This window comes from Selenomonas oralis (assembly GCF_051603425.1).
GTDB classification, from domain to species: Bacteria; Bacillota; Negativicutes; order Selenomonadales; family Selenomonadaceae; genus Selenomonas; species Selenomonas sputigena_A.
Genome location: NZ_CP194411.1, coordinates 1,341,783 through 1,361,534 on the forward strand (window position 1 = coordinate 1,341,783; position 19,752 = coordinate 1,361,534).

Consider the following 19,752-nt stretch of genomic DNA (forward strand, 5'->3'; position numbering starts at 1 on the left):
CAATTTCTTTATGCGGTTCGAAAGAATCGTATCCAAAGATAAAAAAGAGCCAATCATGGCTCTCTGCTAAAAAAGTAATTTTCTCCACCACGACTGTCCTACAGTCCGAAGCGGAGAAAAAAACGCAGAGATTTTTTCGCTAGGCAAGGCGCAGCGAAGCGACGACCCGCAAGCGTACTCGTGTACGCTGAGGACGCGGCGCGAAGCTGCAACGAAGCATAGCGGAAAAAGATCAAGTTTTGTAAAGCGCAGAGATTTTTTCGCTAGGCAAGGAATGATGGCGAAGCCGCGTCCCGCAGACGTACTCGTGTACGTCGAGGACACACGGCGAAGCCATGACGCAGCATAGCGCAAAAAGATCAAGTTTTTTCGGAGAGTTTGATCCTGGCTCAGGACGAACGCTGGCGGCGTGCTTAACACATGCAAGTCGAACGGGAACCTTTATTTCGGTAAGGGTGAGAGTGGCAAACGGGTGAGTAACACGTAGGCAACCTGCCGACAGGATGGGGACAACATTCCGAAAGGAATGCTAATACCGAATGAAGTCCGAGGGGGGCATCCCTCTTGGATGAAAGATGGCCTCTGAACATGCTATCACCTGTCGATGGGCCTGCGTCTGATTAGCCAGTTGGCGGGGTAACGGCCCACCAAAGCGACGATCAGTAGCCGGTCTGAGAGGATGAACGGCCACATTGGGACTGAGACACGGCCCAGACTCCTACGGGAGGCAGCAGTGGGGAATCTTCCACAATGGGCGAAAGCCTGATGGAGCAACGCCGCGTGAGTGAAGAAGGTCTTCGGATCGTAAAGCTCTGTTGCAGGGGACGAAAACCGGGTTTGAAAACATTGAGCCTGGGTGACGGTACCTTGCGAGGAAGCCACGGCTAACTACGTGCCAGCAGCCGCGGTAATACGTAGGTGGCGAGCGTTGTCCGGAATTATTGGGCGTAAAGGGAGCGCAGGCGGGCTGCCAAGTCCATCTTAAAAGTGCGGGGCTCAACCCCGTGAGGGGATGGAAACTGGCAGTCTTGAGTGCAGGAGAGGAAAGCGGAATTCCCAGTGTAGCGGTGAAATGCGTAGATATTGGGAGGAACACCAGTGGCGAAGGCGGCTTTCTGGACTGTAACTGACGCTGAGGCTCGAAAGCCAGGGGAGCGAACGGGATTAGATACCCCGGTAGTCCTGGCCGTAAACGATGAATGCTAGGTGTAGGAGGTATCGACCCCTCCTGTGCCGGAGTTAACGCAATAAGCATTCCGCCTGGGGAGTACGGTCGCAAGACTGAAACTCAAAGGAATTGACGGGGGCCCGCACAAGCGGTGGAGTATGTGGTTTAATTCGACGCAACGCGAAGAACCTTACCAGGGCTTGACATTGAGTGAAACGTGTAGAGATACACGCCTCCCTTCGGGGACACGAAAACAGGTGGTGCATGGCTGTCGTCAGCTCGTGTCGTGAGATGTTGGGTTAAGTCCCGCAACGAGCGCAACCCCTGTCCCTTGTTGCCAGCACGTAAAGGTGGGAACTCAAGGGAGACTGCCGTGGAGAACGCGGAGGAAGGCGGGGATGACGTCAAGTCATCATGCCCCTTATGTCCTGGGCTACACACGTACTACAATGGGATGGACAGAGGGAAGCGAGGGCGCGAGCCGGAGCGGATCCCAGAAACCATCCCCCAGTTCGGATTGCAGGCTGCAACCCGCCTGCATGAAGTCGGAATCGCTAGTAATCGCAGGTCAGCATACTGCGGTGAATACGTTCCCGGGCCTTGTACACACCGCCCGTCACACCACGGAAGTCATTCACGCCCGAAGCCGGCGGGCCAACCGCAAGGAGGCAGCCGTCTAAGGCGGGGGCGATGACTGGGGTGAAGTCGTAACAAGGTAGCCGTATCGGAAGGTGCGGCTGGATCACCTCCTTTCTAAGGTGCTGAGCTGTCGAAGAAGCAAGCCCGAAGGGCGCAGCGGATTCGGAAACAGCTCGTACGCGAAAACGTCCCAAGAACGCGAGCCGAAAGGCGAAGCGTGATTGGGAGACGTTGACCGCGCCGAGCCGTTGCAGCTTGATCTTAAGTCGAGGCATAGGGCTGGCATAAGCCTTTCTGCATTGTCTAGTTTTGAGGGAATACCTTCTCTCAAAGTCGTACCTTGAAAACTACACAGAAGACAAAATGAAAGAAAATCATCGAAGGCTGTAGAAATACAGCAAAGATTTTCCGAACATTTTAGGATCACAAACCAAGACAAGAACATCAGAAATGATGCCTTGAAGGCGAAACACACGATGAAAGTCGTGGAAAAGTCAAGCTACGAAAGGCATACGGTGGATGCCTTGGCGTCAGGAGTCGAAGAAGGACGCGATCAGCTGCGAAAAGCCGTGGGGAGCCGCAAATAGGCCTCGATTCACGGATATCCGAATGGGGCAACCCAGTGCGAGTCATGTCGCACTACCCGAAAGGGAGACAAACCCGGTGAACTGAAACATCTAAGTAGCCGGAGGAAAAGTAAACAATAGTGATTCTCTTAGTAGCGGCGAGCGAAAAGGGAAGAGCCCAAACCGAGAGCTTTCGGGCTTTCGGGGTTGAGGACCAGCAAAAAGGGAAAGCAGCCTAGTGGAACGGCATGGGAAGGCCGGGCAAAGAGAGTGAAACCCTCGTACACGAAAGGCTGAAGAACGGGCTGGGATCCAGAGTACCACGGGACACGAGGAACCCTGTGGGAAGCGGGGTGGACCACCATCCAAGGCAAAATACTACCTGACGACCGATAGAGGAAAGTACCGTGAGGGAAAGGCGAAAAGAACCGCGGGAGCGGAGTGAAATAGAACCTGAAACCGTATGTCCACAAGCAGTCGAAGCGCATTATTGGCGCGACGGCGTGCCTATTGAAGAATGAACCGGCGAGTTGTCCCGTCGAGCAAGGTTAAGCGGAAGACGCGGAGCCGAAGCGAAAGCGAGTCTTAAGAGGGCGAAGAGTTCGACGGGGCAGACCCGAAACCACAGTGATCTATGCATGGCCAGGCTGAAACCCAGGTAAAATTGGGCGGAGGGCCGAACCCGTGAGTGTTGAAAAACTTTGGGATGAGCTGTGCATAGGGGTGAAATGCCAATCGAACGTGGAGATAGCTGGTTCTCCCCGAAATAGCTTTAGGGCTAGCCTCGGGCGATGCATGCAGACGGTAGAGCACTGATCGGGCAAGGGGGCGTAAAGCCTACCGACCCCAGTCAAACTGCGAATGGCTGCATGGCAAGCCCGGGAGTCAGCGTGCGAGTGATAAGACCCGTACGCAAGAGGGAAACAGCCCAGACCGCCAGCTAAGGTCCCCAATGCTGTACTAAGTGGAAAAGGATGTAGGAATTCGAAAACAACCAGGATGTTGGCTCAGAAGCAGCCACCATTTAAAGAGTGCGTAATAGCTCACTGGTCGAGAGTCCCTGCGCCGAAGATGTCCGGGGCTCAAGTACAGAACCGAAGCTGCGGCTGCATAGGAAACTATGCGGGGTAGGGGAGCGTACCATGGGCGGAGAAGCCGTACCGGAAGGAGCGGTGGAGCGCATGGCAGTGAGAATGCCGGTATGAGTAGCGAAAAGGCCAGCAAGAATCTGGCCCACCGAAAGCCTGAGGTTTCCTGGGCAACGCTCGTCGTCCCAGGGTCAGTCGGGACCTAAGCCGAGGCAGCAAGCATAGGCGATGGACAACTGGCAAACATTCCAGTACCGCAGGGAGTCGTTTGAGTGATGGAGTGACGCAGGAGGGAGCTTGGGCGCGCGAATGGAAGAGCGCGTCGAAGCCGGTAGGCTGCAAGGGAGGCAAATCCCCCTTGTAAAAGCCGAGACGTGACAGGGAGGCAAACCTTTGGGTGAGCCGAAGCCAAGCGGACCACACTGCCGAGAAAAGCTTCTAGCGAGACGAACTGCGCCCGTACCGAAACCGACACAGGCAGGCAGGGAGAGGATCCTAAGGTGCGCGGGAAAACCCTCGTTAAGGAACTCTGCAAATTGCATCCGTAACTTCGGGAAAAGGATGGCCGTTCCTGGTGAAAACCCTAGCGGTTGGAGCTGGAGGCGGCGACAGAAGAGAAGCCCAAGCGACTGTTTACCACAAACACAGGTGCCTGCAAAAGAGAAATCTGACGTATAGGTGCTGACGCCTGCCCGGTGCTGGAAGGTTAAGGGGAGAGGTCAGGAGCAATCCGAAGCCTTGAGCTGAAGCCCCAGTAAACGGCGGCCGTAACTATAACGGTCCTAAGGTAGCGAAATTCCTTGTCGGGTAAGTTCCGACCCGCACGAAAGGCGTAACGATTTGGGCACTGTCTCGACGAGGGGCCCGGTGAAATTGAAATACCTGTGAAGATGCAGGTTACCCGCGACTGGACAGAAAGACCCCATGGAGCTTTACTGCAGCTTGGCATTGATGCCCGGCGGATGATGTACAGGATAGGTGGGAGGCTGAGAAAGGCGGCCGCAAGGACGCCCGGAGCCGCTGTTGGGATACCACCCTTCCTCCGCTGGTCATCTAACCGGAGTGGTTACGACACTCGGGACAGTGCCAGGTGGGCAGTTTGACTGGGGCGGTCGCCTCCGAAAGAGCAACGGAGGCGTCCAAAGGTTCCCTCAGCGCGGACAGAAATCGCGCGAAGAGCATAAAGGCAGAAGGGAGCTTGACTGCGAGACCGACAAGTCGAGCAGGTACGAAAGTAGGGCTTAGTGATCCGGTGGAATGAGAGTGGAATTGCCATCGCTCAACGGATAAAAGCTACCCTGGGGATAACAGGCTAATCTCTCCCAAGAGTCCATATCGACGGGGAGGTTTGGCACCTCGATGTCGGCTCATCACATCCTGGGGCTGAAGCAGGTCCCAAGGGTTGGGCTGTTCGCCCATTAAAGTGGTACGTGAGCTGGGTTCAGAACGTCGTGAGACAGTTCGGTCCATATCCATCGCGGGCGGAAGAAACCTGAAGGGGGCTGCTCCTAGTACGAGAGGACCGGAGTGGACGGACCGACGGTGTACCAGTCATGGCGCCAGCCGTGCAGCTGGGTAGCTGCGTCCGGAAAGGATAAACGCTGAAAGCATCTAAGCGTGAAACCAGCCCTAAGATGAAGTTTCTCACGGAGTAGTCCGGTAAGGCACCTCAAAGACGATGAGGTTGATAGGCGGGGAGTGGAAGCGTCGCAAGGCGTGCAGCCGACCCGTACTAATATGCCGAGGGCTTGACTTACTGGCCTGTCCAAGAGGCGAAAGCCGATTGGGTAACAGGCCGTATGCGAAAACGTCCCAAGAGCGCAAGCTGAAAGCGCAGCGCGATTGGCTGACGTTGACCGCTAAGTTTCGCCAACACCCTAAAATGTTCTTGTCTTCTGTATAGTTTTGAGGGTGCAACAGCATCCGAAACAATATCCAGTGGCGATAGCTGAGTGGTTCCACCTGTTCCCATCCCGAACACAGTCGTTAAGCACTCATACGTCGAAAGTACTTGGTTGGAGACGACCTGGGAGGATAGAAAGCTGCTGGTTGATGACGCACCCGAAAGGGTGCGTTTTTCTTTGGTGACTTGCCATCTGTATTGCATGAAGAGAGCTGTTTTTCCCAGATGGGAAAAAAATACATCCCAAAGTCGGATTCTGCTGGAGAGTTCTCTCAAGCACTTATATTTTACGGCTGCTTTCACGATATAATGAAATATGGGAAATTCCTTTTTCATGTTTTCTTTTTGTGGCTGTTTAAAGCAAAGCATGGTTGTCAGTGTTTTTTTGGATGAGTAGATGGAGGAGTTGTTTTTCTATGGTTTACCCCGATACGATCAAGACGGATCAAGATGTTCTGGATGCTTTCATTGCTGTCGCACCTTATCTCAATCATGTCGTACGGCAGGATATTGCTGTCGGCATAACGGATAAGGAGTCGACTTTGGCCCTAGTGCCGACTCCTAGTCTTGAGTTTTCGCCTGTGATCGGATCACCCATTTCGCCGAATACGAAGCACGTCATCGATACGGGGCGAGACTATACAGGCTTGATTGATGAGAAGGTTTACGGCCGCGGTGTCCGCAGCATGATCACTCCGATCTACGGCGTGAGCGGCGATATCATCGGATCGTTGGTGACGGCAATGGATGTCGGTCAGGACATCAAGCTTGCCCATGCGGTCGACGAGGTTTCGAAGTCGACGGAAACTGTATACCACGCAGTCGAGCAAGTGGCCGAAAGTGCGAGCGAGCTTGCAAAATCAGGACAGGAAGCTGTGCAGCAGGCAGCCGATCTCAAGGAGCGCAATGCCGAGACGATCAAGGTCATCGAGTTTATCAATAACATCGCGCAGCAGACGAACCTCCTCGGCCTCAATGCCGCCATTGAAGCGGCGCGCGCGGGCGAGCAGGGCAGAGGCTTTGCAGTCGTCGCGGAGGAAGTCCGCAAGCTCGCTGAGCAGTCGCGCGAGGCGACGGAGAAGATCCAGGCGACGCTTGCAGAGATGAACAAGGCCGTCGAGGAAATTTCCAAGACGATTGAAACGACGGGCGCAATTAGCCAGGAGCAGGCGGCATCGACGGAGGAAATCACGGCGAACCTCTCGCGTGTCACGAACGCAACGGAGGATCTCAGCACTTTCGTTGTGCGGATCGATTGAGAATAAGAGACAAAGGAAAGAAACTGCCGCACTAAATCATGTGCGGCAGTTTTTTACGGATAAAAATCCTTTTATAGAAAAAAAGTCTTTGTTTTGCCTCTACTAAGTAAGATAAAGCCAACCTTTTCCCTAGGGCATTTTTGAGAAAAAACCTTATATTTTAACCGAGTATTCACGATATATTAATACAAGGGTTACCTTTTGCTTTTTCATGCTTCGATTAGGCATGGATGCCGTTGTTTCTTCGAGTGCGTAAATAGAGGAGTTGTAGTTCTATGGTTTACCCCGATACGATCAAGACGGATCAAGATGTTTTGGATGCGTTCATTGCCGTCGCACCTTATTTGGATCATGTCGTTCGCCAGGATATTGCTGTTGGCGTAACGGATAAGGAGACGACATTGGCATTGATACCGAATGCCAAGTTGGAGTTCTCTCCTCCGGTCGGTACGCCGATTTCGCCCAATACGAGGCACGTCATTGATACGGGGCGAGACTATGTTGGCTTGATTGATGAGAAGCTCTACGGACGCGGCGTCCGCAGCATGATCACGCCGATTCACGGCGTGAGCGGCGACATTATCGGCACGCTTGTGACGGCGATGAATGTTGCGCAGGACATCAAGCTTGCCAATGCGGTTGACGAGGTCACGCAGTCGACGGAAACGGTCTACCATGCCGTCGAGCAAGTCGCTGAGAGCGCAAGCGAGCTGGCAAAGTCGGGTCAGGAGGCCGTACAGCAGGCGGCCGACCTCAAGGAGCGCAATGCCGAGACGATCAAGGTCATCGAGTTTATCAACAACATCGCGCAGCAGACGAACCTCCTTGGCCTCAACGCCGCCATTGAAGCGGCGCGCGCCGGCGAGCAGGGCAGAGGCTTTGCCGTCGTTGCAGAGGAAGTCCGCAAGCTTGCAGAACAGTCGCGCGAGGCGACGGAGAAGATCCAGGCGACGCTTGCGGAGATGAATAAGGCCGTCGAGGAAATTTCCAAGACGATTGAAACGACGGGCGCGATCAGCCAGGAGCAGGCAGCATCGACGGAGGAAATCACGGCGAACCTCTCGCGTGTCACGAACGCGGCGGAGGAGCTCAATACCTTCGTTGTGCGCATCGATTGAGAGATTCTTTGAAGCAGGGCTTTCGTATGAGGTTTTTTGCCTCGTGCGGAAGCCCTGGTTTTTCATGAGAGAATTACGGGACGTTTTCTTTTGCTCACTGGTACAATAGTTCGGTTAATTGAAATTATTGTGAATTTTTACTGGATTTTTTCCTGCTTTTCCTCTATAATATAGCTTAGGATAGCTTCACCATTTTGAAGTATATGAATCGGGAATTCCTCTGTAGTGGTTTGTAAGGAGAGGCATTGGCGGTTTAGGCTTGTCTACTTGAGGGGGTTGTGTTATGGGGACGACATGTGGGACTCCGCTGGCAGGTTACGAGAAGCAGTGTGTGGAACTGCTGCTGGAAAAGTTGGGTGCTGTCACTTTCGATTATGATATCGAGAAGGATGTCCTTCTCCTTGCCAAGGCTCGCGAGGGGATGCAGGAAAGGCGGCTGGAGGATTTTTGCAGGACGCTTTGTACGGAGAAGCGCGGCATGATCCATCCGGATTCCGTCGAACGTCTTGTGGCGCTTCTGCGCGGGCAGGCGACGGATGCGAGGGAGATCCTTCTGGACATGGCCGAGGAGCCCAAGGGGCGCTATGCGTGGTATGAGATTGCCGTGAAGCCGCAGCGCGATGAGACGGGGCGTACTGTGCATACGCTGGGAATCCTTTGGGATATCGAGTCGAGTATGGGCAAGATGGAGCAGAGCTTCGCTCGCTTCCGCTCCGAGCGCGACCCGATCACGGGCATCATGAACGGCGCAGGCTTGGAAAAGGCCGTGCAGACATATCTGTCGGGCCATGGCCGTGATGAGAGCAATGTGCTCATGGTGCTTTCTTTCGACAATATGAAGCAGCTTGCCGAGCAGCGCGGCAAACATTGGGCGGATCAGCTTCTGGTACGGATTTGCAAGGCGATCGGCAGTTTCTTCCGTGCCGGCGATGTGCTTGCCCATCTGGGCGGCGGACAGTTTGCCGTATTCGTCAAGGATATGGAGCGTACCGATGTCATCGACATGAAGGCGCGCGCCATTCAGACGCTGTTCGAGACGGAAAACGCGCAGTTTGGTGACTATGGCCTTTGCTGCCGCATTGCGAGTTCTTATTACCCGGAGGACGGGCGGGGCTTCGAGGCGCTTCTCGGGACGGCGAAGCAGCGCAGCGCCATGGAGCGCGAGGCTGAAAAGCCGGTAAAGACGATGGTCTGAGCGTGAATCAGCAAGGAAAGGTTTTGGGCGGGATCCCAGGCGCCGGCGCCGGGGTCCCGTTTTCTGTAAAAATCGGGATTTCGGGGCGAAGACGCAGGCCGACGGGAAGGTTTGTGCCTTCGCCCTGCCGCCGACTTTCTGCAAAAGCTATGGCAATCCTGTCCCCGGTAGTGTATAATGGGAACGTGTATGGGATGTTTCTTTTGAAAGGCAGGGCGTATGGAACAATTCACGCAGATGTTTTTGGAGTTTATCGACGCTTGGGGCTATGTGGCGGTCGCGGTGCTGATGGCGCTGGAGAACGCCTGCATACCGATTCCCAGCGAGCTGATTCTTGGCTTTTCCGGCTATCTGATTTTTGCGGAGCGAATGGGCTTCGTCGGGGCGATGGTTGCCGGCATGGTCGGCGGCATGGCGGGCTCGATTTTCGCCTATCTCGTGGGACGCTATGGCGGCCGCTCCTTTGTCGACAAGTATGGCAAGTATTTCTTCGTGAAGAAGTCGCATGTCGATATCGCGCAGCGCTGGTTTGACAAGTACGGCGTCAAAGCGGTGTTCTTCAGCCGCATGCTTCCGGTTGTCCGCACGTTTATCTCACTTCCGGCAGGGTTTGCGCATGTGGACATGAAGAAGTTTCTCCTCTACACGTTCCTCGGCTCTTTGCCTTGGACGGCGCTGATCCTCGCAATCGGCATGGCGCTCGGCGAGAGCTGGCAGATCATGCTGAAGGTAGGGCATGAGGCGAGCATTGCCTTTGTCGTCATTTGTGCCATCGTTATCGGTATATGCTATTTGCGCTATCGACGCAGCCGGCAGCAGAAAGCAAATATGGACGTGGAATAATCCACGTCCATTTTTTCAGGGCAAACTGCGCGTACAAACGTCCGTTTTGCGATCCGTGTGCGCCGCACTTTTATGAAAGCCGCCCAGCCCTTCGCGCCGTCGATAAATCCTCGACGCAGCACGGCTGCGCCTTCGGTTTGTCTCCCGGATCGAGGCTGCGGATCTGTGCAGCGCCGGACGAGGACGACTTCATGTTATCCGCACTTTCTTAAAGGACGCCGCCGTTTGTGACGTAGAGGAAGAAGAGCGGAAAGAAGACGGCGAGGTAAATGACGGTTGTGACGAGGAAGCTCGCGATGGCAAGATCGACGTTGAGCCGGTAGAGCCTTGCCGTCAGAACGGCGTTGATGGCCGTCGGCGCGGCGGCGATGAGCAGCAGGCTGCCGATGAGCGTCGGGTCGTCGAAGAGCAGATGGCAGAGGACGAGGAAAACCAAAGGGGTCACGATGAAGCGCAGCGGCAGGAGGTTGGCCGTCTTGAGCATATAGCTTCGGGCACGGGAGAATTCGACAAGACAGCCGACAGGGAACAGGGCCGTCCAGGCGCCGATGTGGACGAGGGTCTGAAAGGCGGCGCCGAGTACGGCAGGGCGTTCGAGACCAGAGAGGTTCAGGGCGAGACCGCCGATAAGTCCGAGCACGGGGATCTGGTTCGGCGTGAGGAAGAGCTCGCGCAGGGAGAGGTGCACGCGGCGACTGTCGGCAGACGCCTTGGCACGGAACATCGCGGCGAGCGGGAAGCAGACGAGCACGAGGAGCGCGACCTGGAAGGACGAGACGATCTGCACATAGGCGAAGCCTGTTTCGTCGTAGAGGATGAAGGCCGAGAGGCCGGCAATCGTACCGATGTTCGTGAGCATGGCGCTCATGTAGTAGGCGCCGCGCCCGAGGGGATCTCGAAAGCGCCGCGCGAAGGTCAATGCGGCTATGACGCCCGGTACGAGCATGTAGAGCGCGCTGAAAAGCGGCAGCCAAAGAAGGCTTTTCGACAGCGGCATGACCCAGAAGCTTAAGAAAGCGAGGAGCGTCGCCATGGCGATGATGTTGAACCGGATGATCTTGTTGCAAAGCGCATCGGAGACGATGCGGCGATGATAGGCCAGGTAGCCTGCGATGAGCGGCAGGGCAAGGTCTGTCAGCACATAGAGCAGGCGGAATGTTTTTTCGTCCATAAGGTTCCTCTTTTGGCAAGCATTTTTTGTATCGTAGCATGAAGGGCGCTGCAAGGCAAGCAAAAAGCCCGGAAAGGATGATAGAATGATATACCCGATGAAGCTCACGGCGCCGCTTAAGGACTACATCTGGGGCGGTACGCGCCTCAAGACGGAGTACGGCAAAAAGACGTCGCTTGCGAAGGTAGCGGAGAGCTGGGAGCTCGCCTGCCGCAAGGATGAACAGAGCATCATCGCAAGCGGGCCCGACAGGGGCATGACGCTTGAGGCTTATATCGCCAGAGAGGGCGCGAATATCGTGCTGGGATCGCATGGTTCCCGTTATTCGTATTTCCCGCTTCTCGTCAAACTCATCGATGCGCACGACGATCTTTCGGTGCAGGTTCATCCGAACGACGCCTATGCCTTTGCGCATGAGGGAGAATACGGCAAGACAGAGATGTGGTACATCATAGACGCCGAGCCGGGTGCGGAGCTGATCCATGGTTTCAGGAAGAGCATAACGCGCGAGGAATGCCGCCGCCGCATTGAGGATGGAAGCCTGATGGAAGTTGTGAAGCGGGAGAAGGTCAAGGCGGGCGATGTGGTCGTGATTCCGTCGGGGACGCTTCATGCCGTCGGCAAGGGCGTATTCCTGGCGGAGATCCAGCAAAACTCCGATACGACATACCGCGTCCATGACTATGGCCGTCTTGACTGGGACGGCAGACCGCGGGAGCTCCATATCGACAAGGCCTTGGATGTCCTTTCCTTTGAGCTGCCGGAGCTGGCCGTCGGCCAGGGCATTGTGCTTGGCATATTTGCTGAGTACAGCCTGACCATCGCTTCGCGCACGGAGTTTTTTTCTGTCTATCATTTCGCTGTGCAGGGCCGTTGCCATCTCCAGGCGACAAAGGTGAGCTTCCAGTCCATCGTTGTCCTCCAGGGGCCGATGGAGCTTTCCTGGGCGGGCGGCAAGGAGATTCTTGAACGGGGCGACTCGTATTTCATTCCGGCCGGTTTCGGCGATTATCTCGTGCGCGGCGAGGGCGCGTTCCTTCTGACCGAGGTGTAAGCGATGGGACAGAAGCTCAGGGGGGCGCTCTATCTTTCGCTGGCTTCGTCCATCTGGGGCGGCATGTTTATCGCGGTACGGCTGTCCGTTCCCGTCATACCGCCGGTGCCGCTCGTCTTTCTGCGCTATTTGACGGCGGCTGTCGTGCTCTTCGCCGTGGGACGCAGCCTCTACACGAATTGGTCGGTGGAGCGCAGGTATTGGCGGCTGCTCTTTTTCGTCGGGCTGATCGGCCAAGGGCTTTCCATCGTCACGCAGGAGACGGGAACGATGCTGACATCGGCGCAGATGGGCTCCGTCATCACGGCGTCCACGCCGGCTTTTATGGTCATATTCGCGCATTTTATATTGAAGGAAAGGCTGACTGCGGCGCGCGCGCTTTCTGTCGTGCTCGCGACCTGCGGGGTGCTCTTCATCGTCATCGACCCGGAGAATCTGCAGGCCGCCAGCCTTTGGGGCGGCGCATCGCTCGTCATCGCGGCTCTGACGTGGGCTTTGATGAGTGTCCTGCTGAAGCTTCTGGTGCATATTTCGCCGTTGGTCATCACCTTTTATGCGGTTCTTGTCGCACTCTTCCTGCTGGCGCCGTATTCGCTCTGGTGGCTTTTCCAGGCGGACTGGCAGGCGATGGCCGCGCCAACGGTCTGGGGTTCCGTGCTTTACCTCGGCATGGTTTCGACCGCGGGCGGCTTTATTCTTTGGAACAAGGGGCTTATTCTGATGGATGCGTCTGTCGGCGGGCTTTTTTTATTTTTTCAGCCCGTTGTCGGCACGCTGCTCGGCTGGCTTCTCTTGGGGGAGCAGCTCACGCTGCTCTTCTGGCTGGGCTCGCTCCTCGTCTTTGGCGGCGTGCTGCTCGCACTGCGTTCGCCCGAGAGCTGAAAAAATATGCCCCGGAAGAGGCCTTCCAGGGCAAGGGCAGCCACTTACGGCAGGGCAGGCGCCTGCCGGCTGATGGCGGCGTGGTGCAGAATGTCGTCGATGCGAAGCTCCACGTCGAGCGCTTCCTTGTGTACGGTTTCGGCCGTATCGTATTCGGCGGGAGCGTCCGTCTCCAGGCCTTTCAGAAAATGCTCCCAAGCCGTGATGGAAAGCTCCGTCGATTCGGCACGGAGCTGGCTCAGGTAGCGTGCGCCCGGCGGCACGGTCAGTGCCGAAAGTTTTTGCTGGCGCTCTTTCAGCGTCGGGATGATGCCGGTCTTTATAAGGTTTTTAAGACTGTCCGTCTGGTTTTTCGGCAGGATTCCGCTGCTGTCCCATGGCGTTGTCGTGAGCTGCTTGAAGCGCCGCTGGAGTTGGTCGAATTTCTTGTTGTACTGGTCGATGATGGGGGCGGAGTCCTGGATGTAGGCGTTCATGTCTCTCTGGCAGAGCGGCAGGAGCCGGTCGAGACAGTCGCGGTAGTTTTTGATATAGGCGACCTGCCAGTGTCCGTCTGCGCTTTGCTCCATGGCGACGAGCAGGGTGAGCTCGGTCTGTGTCGTTTCGTCCTTTGCCTTGATGCGGGCTGTTGCAGTCGAGCCGTCGCGGTCGACGCCCTCGATGGCGACGGGCGTGATGTTCTTGAGCTGTGTACGCTCGAGAAAGTTCTCGAAGTCGATGCCGAGCTGCCGTCCACGGAGGAGGCCGCCGGGCAGCTGCCATTCGCCCGAAGCCGTATAGCTGAGCAGGGTCGTCTTGATGCCTGCCGAGACCTGCGGCTTGATGAGCTGGTAGAAGCTCGTGGCCTTGGCGCGGGTCTGCGGTGTCAGGGAGGTGTCTTCTGTGAAGAGGTCGCGCGTCACGTCATCGTAGAGTTTTCCTGTCGCCAGGTCGAGGTTGACATAGCGTTCGAACTTCTCCGCATCTTGGGAGAGGACGGCGTCCCGGATTTCATCCAGGGCGTATTCCGGACTGCGCGCGTGGATGAAGAAGTACCAGAGAATGGAGCCGACGGCGAGCGCGAGCATGATGATGGCAAGCATGGTCGCTGTGCGGTTATGTGATTTGATTTTACGGGAGCGAAGACGCAGCCTCCAGTTGTAGTCATCCATGATGGCGGCTCCTTTACGGGAAGGGCGACAGACCCCTTCGTCGCAGTATTTATAGTTATCACGAAAAAAGTCACGTATATTATAGCATGAATGTCAATATCATGCAGGCGGGGTGGGAGCATGAAATGGGTCAGCCATGAAATCGTCACGGGGATGGCCGTCTATGCGGCGACGGGGGCGCTCCTGCCGACTGCATGCGCTATGGCGGGAGCCGTCCTGCCCGACTGGCTCGAGGGCAAGGGCGGCGGCGTCCGCCTGCCGTGGGCTGGGCTTTTCGCGCATCGCGGCTGGTCGCATTGGCCGCTTCTCTATGTGCTGGCGCTCCTGGCCGTCGAGGCGTCCGGCATGGAGGATGGCTGGCTGCAGACGGCGCTCTCGGGCTTGCCGGATCTGGGCGCGGGGGGATGGGGGCTGCCGGCAGCCGTGTCAGGGGACGGGGCGGCTTCCTTCGGGCTGCCCGATATCGTCCGCTTCCTCCTTGTCGGCGCACTCTTTCATATCGCTGAGGATGCCGTCTGCGGCAAGGTGCCGCTCCTTCATCCCCGAAAGAAGGTCGGCCTGCGGCTTTTCCGGGTCGGCTCTTTCGGCGAGTACGCGTTCGCCCTGGCAGCTGTCGCTGCGCTTTATGCAGCGGGACGGTGGGCGGCAGGGGGATAGATGAAGGCTGCTGTATGGATAAAATAAATTTATGGATTTCCTTCGTCCGATAAAGAAGGGAACTTCCGCCTTGGCGGGGAAGTTCTACAGACAGAAGGAAAATTCCCCCGACGGGGCGTCCCATGAGAAAAAAGAGTTCGCCGGAGAGAACGAGGCATGATTTTGGAGGGGATTACGATGGAACAAGGTTCGCAAAAAAAGAAGAACAAGCTCCTGGGGCTGTTGGCGGAAAAGTATCCGACGCTTGAATCGGTCTACGAGAAACTCATTTATCTGCAGGCGCAGCTGGGGCTCCCGAAGGGCATTGAGCATTTTATGAGCGACCTGCACGGAGAGTACGAGTCGTTTTTCCATATCCTGAACAACTGCTCGGGCGTCATCCGCGAAAAGGTCGAGTATGTCTTTGCTGACCGTATGACGGAAGAAGAGAAGGCGGAATTCTGCACGCTGATCTACTACCCGAAGGAGAAGATCGAGCGTCTCCATTCGCAGCGCAAGGATACTCCGGCCTGGTACCGCGAAAATCTCGCGCGTCTGCTCGAACTGTCGAAACTCATGAGCTACAAATATCCGGCAGCGAAGGTGCGCGGCTTCATTCCCAAGCGCTACGAGTCCGTCATCGTCGAGCTGCTTTACACGCGGCCCGAGGAGGACACGGCGCAGGCACAGTATCACCGTCGGCTTCTCGCAACCATTGTGCAGATTGACAGCGGCGCGGGCTTTATCGAAGCCTTCTGCGTGCTCGTAAAGCGTCTTGCCGTTGACCGTCTGCATATCGTCGGCGATTTCTTCGACCGGGGCAGCCGTCCCGACGCCATTCTCAACATGATCCTCGATTATCACGATATCGATATCGAGTGGGGCAACCACGATGTGATGTGGATGGGGGCGGCTGCGGGCAGCGAGGTCTGCATCGCAAGCGTTGTGAGGAACAGCCTGCGCTACCATAACACGGATGTGCTGGAACGCGGCTATGGCATCAGCCTGCGTCCGCTGTCGCTCTTTGCGACGCATATCTATCCTGACGCCAATGCAATCCGCGCCTCGGAGAAGGCCATCACGATGATCATGCTGAAGCTCGAGGGACAGCTCATCTCGCGCAATCCCGATTTCCAGATGGAGAGCCGCCGGCTCCTCGACAAGATCAACTTCAATTCTTCCTATGTCATGCTCGGCGACAAACGCTACGAATTGGAGAGCGCCTATTTCCCGACCATCGATCCGAAGGATCCCTACGCGCTTTCCGAGGAAGAGGAGCGCATCATCGCCGACCTCAAGTCGTACTTCACGGAGAGCGAGATGCTGCAGAAGCATGTGGACTTTCTTTATAAAAAAGGCAGCCTTTACAAATGCTGCAACGGCAACCTGCTCTTTCACGGCTGCGTGCCGGTCAACGAGGACGGGTCGCTTCGCGACGTCATCTTCGACGGTAAGGCGTATCGCGGACGCGAATACTTCGATTATGCCGACCGTCGTGCGCGCCGCGCCTATCTTTTCCGTGCGCAGAAGGATCTCGATTTCATGTGGTTCCTCTGGTGCGGCAGAACCTCGCCGTGCTCGGGGCGCGAGGTCAAGACTTTCGAGCGCTCCCTTCTCGAGGACGAAAGCACTTGGAAGGAGCCGTCCGATCCGTACTACCGCCTGATTAACAAGGAGGAGTTCTGCTGCTCCATCCTCACGGAGTTCGGCCAGCCTGAGAGCGGCCACATCATCAACGGCCATGTGCCGGTCAAGGTCCGGAAGGGCGAGACGCCTGTCAAGGCGCATGGCAAGGCCATCATCATCGACGGCGGCTTCTGCCAGGCCTACCATAAGAAAACGGGCATCTCGGGTTTCACGCTGATCTCGAACTCGCGCGGTTTCCGCCTGCTCATGCATCAGCAGGTCGCCGACGTGCGGCAGGCACTGAAGGAGAACAAGGACATCGAGTCCGTTTCCGAGACGCTCGAACTGCAGACGAAGCATACGACGCTCGGCGATACGGACGAGGGCAAGGAGATCCAGGAGGAGATCACCGACCTCTACAATCTCCTCGTCGCTTACCAGAACGGCGTAATCGAGCCGAAAGCGTAAGGCGGCGATTGGGATGAAAAGAGAAAAGCCCCGCGCAATTTTTTTTGTGCAGGGCTTTTTTTTTTTATTCCCATGGGGTATAATTAGGTTGTAAAGAAAAAATGAATTGGATTCGTAATTGAAAAGGATTCACGGTGGTTCTTGATGTATCCGATCGGTTTGCGCTTGGACGGGCGTCCCTGCCTTGTGGCGGGCGGCGGACAAGTCGCTGCGCGTAAGGTGCGTTCCTTACTGGAAGCCGGGGCGGCGGTGACGCTTGTTGCGCCGGAAGTCGTTCCGCCTCTCGCCGCTCTGGCGGCTGAGGGACGCATCCGTTGGCTGGTGCGGCAGGCCGAGGCGGAGATTTTTGCCCAATTGGAGGCGAGGCCGCTTCTCGTGTTCTGTGCTACAGACGATGCGGCGGTGAATGAAGCTTTTGGACGCGCGGCCGGGCAAGTCGGAGCGCTTGTCAATGATGCGGCGTCTCCGGAACTTTGCGACTTCTTTGTGCCGGCGGCGATCCGCGAGGGGGAGCTCCTCGTCACGGTTTCGACGGGCGGCGCCTCGCCGGCGCTCTCGCGCGTGCTGAAGCGGCGCATCGCGGCTTTTCTCGGCCGCGGCTGGGGCGAATGGATCGCCCGGCTTCTTCGCCTGCGGCAAAGGGCGAAGGAGCGGTTGGCGGACAGCCGGACGCGCGAGGCTTTTTGGCGTGGGGCATTGTCGGACCGTGTGCTTGATTTGGTGGAAGATGGGGAAATTGACAAGGCGGAGGCTGAGGTAAAAAATGAAATTGATCGTTTTGGGACTCAATCATAGGACGGCGCCCGTGGATGTCCGGGAGCGGTTTTCCATCCCGAAGGACGCCATCCGCAGGGGATTCCAGCATTTGGCGGAATATGCCGTACTGGAGGAAGCTGTCGTTCTCTCGACCTGCAACCGCAGCGAGCTTTATGCCGTCGTTTCGGATAAGGCGGATGCGGGCGAGGCGGCGCGTCAATTTTTCTTCGACTTGACGGGTAACGATGCGGATATCGAGGCGTATCTTTATGAATACGAGGGAGAGGATTGCATACGTCATCTCTTCCGCGTGGCGTCGAGCCTTGATTCGCTCGTCCTGGGCGAAGGGCAGATCCTTTCGCAGGTAAAGCAGGCCTATGCGCTTGCGCTCGAGGGAAATGCGACGAGCACGATCCTGAACACGCTTTTCCACCGAGCGATGGCTACGGGCAAGCGCGTGCGCACGGAGACGCGCATCGCCTGGAGCGCCGTTTCGGTCAGCTATGCGGCGGTTGAGCTCGCGAAGGATATCTTCGGCACGCTGAAAAAGTCGAGCGTTTTGATTTTCGGCGCGGGAAAGATGGCGGAACTGACGGCAGAGCATCTCGTTTCGCATGGCGTGACGAAACTTTATGTGGCGAACCGTCATTACGACAAGGCGAAGGACTTTGCCGAGCGTTTCCATGGCGAGGCCGTACCTTTCGAGCATGCCCTGGAGCGGGCTAAGGATGTCGATGTCGTCGTGACCTCGACGGGGGCGCCGCATTACGTCGTTAAGGGGTGGGAAACACGCCATCTGATGACCCAGCGCAAGGGACGCCCGCTCGTCTTCATCGATATCGCCGTGCCGCGTGACGTCGATCCCGAGGTCGAGGAGATCAAGGGCGTGAAGCTTTTTAACATAGACGCATTGGAAGCCGTCGTCGACGATCATATGGAAGAGCGTCGGCAGGAAGCCATCGAGGCCGGACGCATCGTGGAGGAGGAAATCGCTTCGATCAAGAAGCGCTTCCAGTATCTCTCGTGCCGTCCTTTGATGGCGCTTCTCTCGGAGCGCTGCGAGCGCATACGATGTCGGGAGCTGCAGCGCGCCCATTCGAAGCTGCCGGAGTTATCCGAGGAGCAGCAGCGCGCGATGGAGCATATGACGAAGATGATCGTCCGCAAGATCCTGCGCACGCCGATGATGAAGCTCAACGCTTCGGCGGGTACGGAGGAGGAAGCTTTCTACATCGAGGCTATGCGCAGCCTCTTCAAGCTTGATACGATAGGGGAGACGGGAACCTGTGAGGAAAGACACAATCGTTATCGGTACGCGCAGCAGTAAGCTGGCATTATGGCAGGCGGATTACATACAGGCGAAGCTCCGGGAGAGATACCCGGAGCTTCCTGTTGTCGAGAAGCGTATGACGACGAAGGGCGACAGGGTGCTCGATGCACCTTTGGCGAAGATCGGCGGCAAGGGGCTTTTCACGAAGGAGTTGGAGCAGGCGATGCTTGCGGGCGAGATCGATATCGCTGTGCACAGCCTGAAGGATATGCCGACGGAGCTGCCCCCGGGGCTTGTGCTTGCGGCCGTCACGGAGCGCTTCGATGCGGGAGACGCCGTTGTCAGCCCGAGGTACGGGACGCTCGCCAACCTGCCGCAGGGGGCGAAGGTCGGCACGTCGAGCCTTAGGCGGCGCGCCCAGCTGCTCGCGCAAAGACCCGATCTTGAAATCGTGAGTTTGCGCGGCAACGTGAACACACGGCTCCAAAAGCTGGAAGACGAGGATTTCGATGCGATTATTTTGGCCGTCGCCGGCCTCAAGCGCCTTGGCTTTGGCGAACGCATCACGGAAGTCCTCGACAAGTCGGTCTGCCTGCCTGCTGTCGGGCAGGGCGCCCTTGCCATCGAGGCGCGCGCGGATGATGAGGAAATGATCTCGCGTCTCGCCTTTTTGGACGATGCGGCGATGCGTGCGGCGGCGAGGGCCGAGCGCGCCTTTCTGGCACGCGTCGAGGGCGGCTGCCAAGTGCCCGTCGGCGTCTATGCGACGGCGGAGGGAACGACGCTTGCGATAGAGGCTGTGATCGCCTCGCTCGACGGTGCGCGTCTCTATCGCAGCTCGAGGACCGGCAGCGCTTCTGAGGCGGAAGCCTTGGGACGCGGCTTGGCCGAGGAATTGCTCGCTGCAGGCGGCGAGGCGATTTTGCAGGAATTGGGCCTATTGCAGGATTAGGAGGACA

At 56.9% G+C, this 19,752-nt stretch carries 13 protein-coding genes and 3 rRNA genes; 14 read left to right on the forward strand and 2 right to left on the reverse strand.

Annotated elements, in window-relative coordinates:
* Positions 1–366: 366 nt before the first annotated feature.
* The 7 genes from ACRTGH_RS06440 (at position 367) to ACRTGH_RS06470 (ending at position 9,779) form a co-directional block, all read left to right on the forward strand.
* Positions 367–1,921, forward strand: a 16S ribosomal RNA gene (locus ACRTGH_RS06440).
* Between the two features lie 378 nt (positions 1,922–2,299).
* Positions 2,300–5,217, forward strand: a 23S ribosomal RNA gene (locus tag ACRTGH_RS06445).
* Between the two features lie 178 nt (positions 5,218–5,395).
* Positions 5,396–5,512 (forward strand): 5S ribosomal RNA (gene rrf / locus ACRTGH_RS06450).
* Together the 16S, 23S and 5S rRNA genes form the textbook arrangement of a ribosomal RNA operon.
* A 268-nt stretch (positions 5,513–5,780) precedes the next feature.
* On the forward strand, positions 5,781–6,623 hold the full coding sequence (locus ACRTGH_RS06455; protein ID WP_368846696.1) for a methyl-accepting chemotaxis protein: 843 nt from the start codon (positions 5,781–5,783) through the stop codon (positions 6,621–6,623).
* Positions 6,624–6,898: 275 nt separating this feature from the next.
* Positions 6,899–7,741 carry a methyl-accepting chemotaxis protein gene (locus ACRTGH_RS06460; RefSeq protein WP_368846695.1) on the forward strand — a complete coding sequence of 281 codons (843 nt, stop codon included), beginning with the start codon at positions 6,899–6,901 and terminating at the stop codon, positions 7,739–7,741.
* Positions 7,742–8,024: 283 nt separating this feature from the next.
* Positions 8,025–8,936: a GGDEF domain-containing protein gene (locus ACRTGH_RS06465; RefSeq protein ID WP_368846694.1), complete on the forward strand. Its 912-nt coding sequence runs from the start codon at positions 8,025–8,027 to the stop codon at positions 8,934–8,936.
* Between the two features lie 219 nt (positions 8,937–9,155).
* The gene (locus tag ACRTGH_RS06470) at positions 9,156–9,779 is read left to right on the forward strand and encodes a DedA family protein (RefSeq protein WP_368846693.1); all 624 of its coding nucleotides are present in this window, start codon (positions 9,156–9,158) and stop codon (positions 9,777–9,779) included.
* Between the two features lie 208 nt (positions 9,780–9,987).
* On the opposite strand, the gene ACRTGH_RS06475 is transcribed toward ACRTGH_RS06470, so the two are convergent.
* Positions 9,988–10,950, reverse strand: coding sequence for an AEC family transporter (locus tag ACRTGH_RS06475; protein ID WP_368846692.1), 963 nt, complete (start codon positions 10,948–10,950; stop codon positions 9,988–9,990).
* Positions 10,951–11,035: 85 nt separating this feature from the next.
* On the opposite strand from ACRTGH_RS06475, the gene ACRTGH_RS06480 reads away from it, so the two are divergent.
* Together ACRTGH_RS06480 and ACRTGH_RS06485 are read left to right on the forward strand one after the other, a co-directional pair.
* Complete coding sequence (locus ACRTGH_RS06480) at positions 11,036–12,004, forward strand: type I phosphomannose isomerase catalytic subunit (RefSeq protein ID WP_368846691.1); 969 nt, start codon at positions 11,036–11,038, stop codon at positions 12,002–12,004.
* Positions 12,005–12,007: 3 nt separating this feature from the next.
* Positions 12,008–12,886, forward strand: a complete 879-nt coding sequence (locus ACRTGH_RS06485) for a DMT family transporter (RefSeq protein ID WP_368846690.1) — start codon at positions 12,008–12,010, stop codon at positions 12,884–12,886.
* A gap of 44 nt (positions 12,887–12,930) precedes the next feature.
* On the opposite strand, the gene ACRTGH_RS06490 is transcribed toward ACRTGH_RS06485, so the two are convergent.
* Positions 12,931–14,037, reverse strand: coding sequence for a hypothetical protein (locus tag ACRTGH_RS06490; protein ID WP_368846689.1), 1,107 nt, complete (start codon positions 14,035–14,037; stop codon positions 12,931–12,933).
* Between the two features lie 120 nt (positions 14,038–14,157).
* On the opposite strand from ACRTGH_RS06490, the gene ACRTGH_RS06495 reads away from it, so the two are divergent.
* The 5 genes from ACRTGH_RS06495 to hemC all read left to right on the forward strand — a co-directional run bounded on the left by ACRTGH_RS06495 (position 14,158) and on the right by hemC (position 19,745).
* The gene (locus ACRTGH_RS06495) at positions 14,158–14,694 is read left to right on the forward strand and encodes a metal-dependent hydrolase (RefSeq protein ID WP_368846688.1); all 537 of its coding nucleotides are present in this window, start codon (positions 14,158–14,160) and stop codon (positions 14,692–14,694) included.
* 177 nt (positions 14,695–14,871) lie between these two features.
* Positions 14,872–16,767, forward strand: coding sequence for a fructose-1,6-bisphosphatase (locus tag ACRTGH_RS06500; RefSeq protein ID WP_368846687.1), 1,896 nt, complete (start codon positions 14,872–14,874; stop codon positions 16,765–16,767).
* A 144-nt stretch (positions 16,768–16,911) separates the two neighbouring features.
* Positions 16,912–17,562, forward strand: coding sequence for a precorrin-2 dehydrogenase/sirohydrochlorin ferrochelatase family protein (locus tag ACRTGH_RS06505; protein ID WP_368846686.1), 651 nt, complete (start codon positions 16,912–16,914; stop codon positions 17,560–17,562).
* Complete coding sequence (gene hemA, locus ACRTGH_RS06510; RefSeq protein ID WP_368846685.1) at positions 17,531–18,850, forward strand: glutamyl-tRNA reductase; 1,320 nt, start codon at positions 17,531–17,533, stop codon at positions 18,848–18,850. The genes ACRTGH_RS06505 and hemA overlap by 32 nt, the downstream gene beginning before the upstream one ends.
* A complete protein-coding gene (gene hemC / locus ACRTGH_RS06515; RefSeq protein ID WP_368846684.1) occupies positions 18,810–19,745 on the forward strand; it encodes a hydroxymethylbilane synthase in 936 nt (311 codons plus the stop codon). The genes hemA and hemC overlap by 41 nt, the downstream gene beginning before the upstream one ends.
* Positions 19,746–19,752 lie beyond the last annotated feature (7 nt).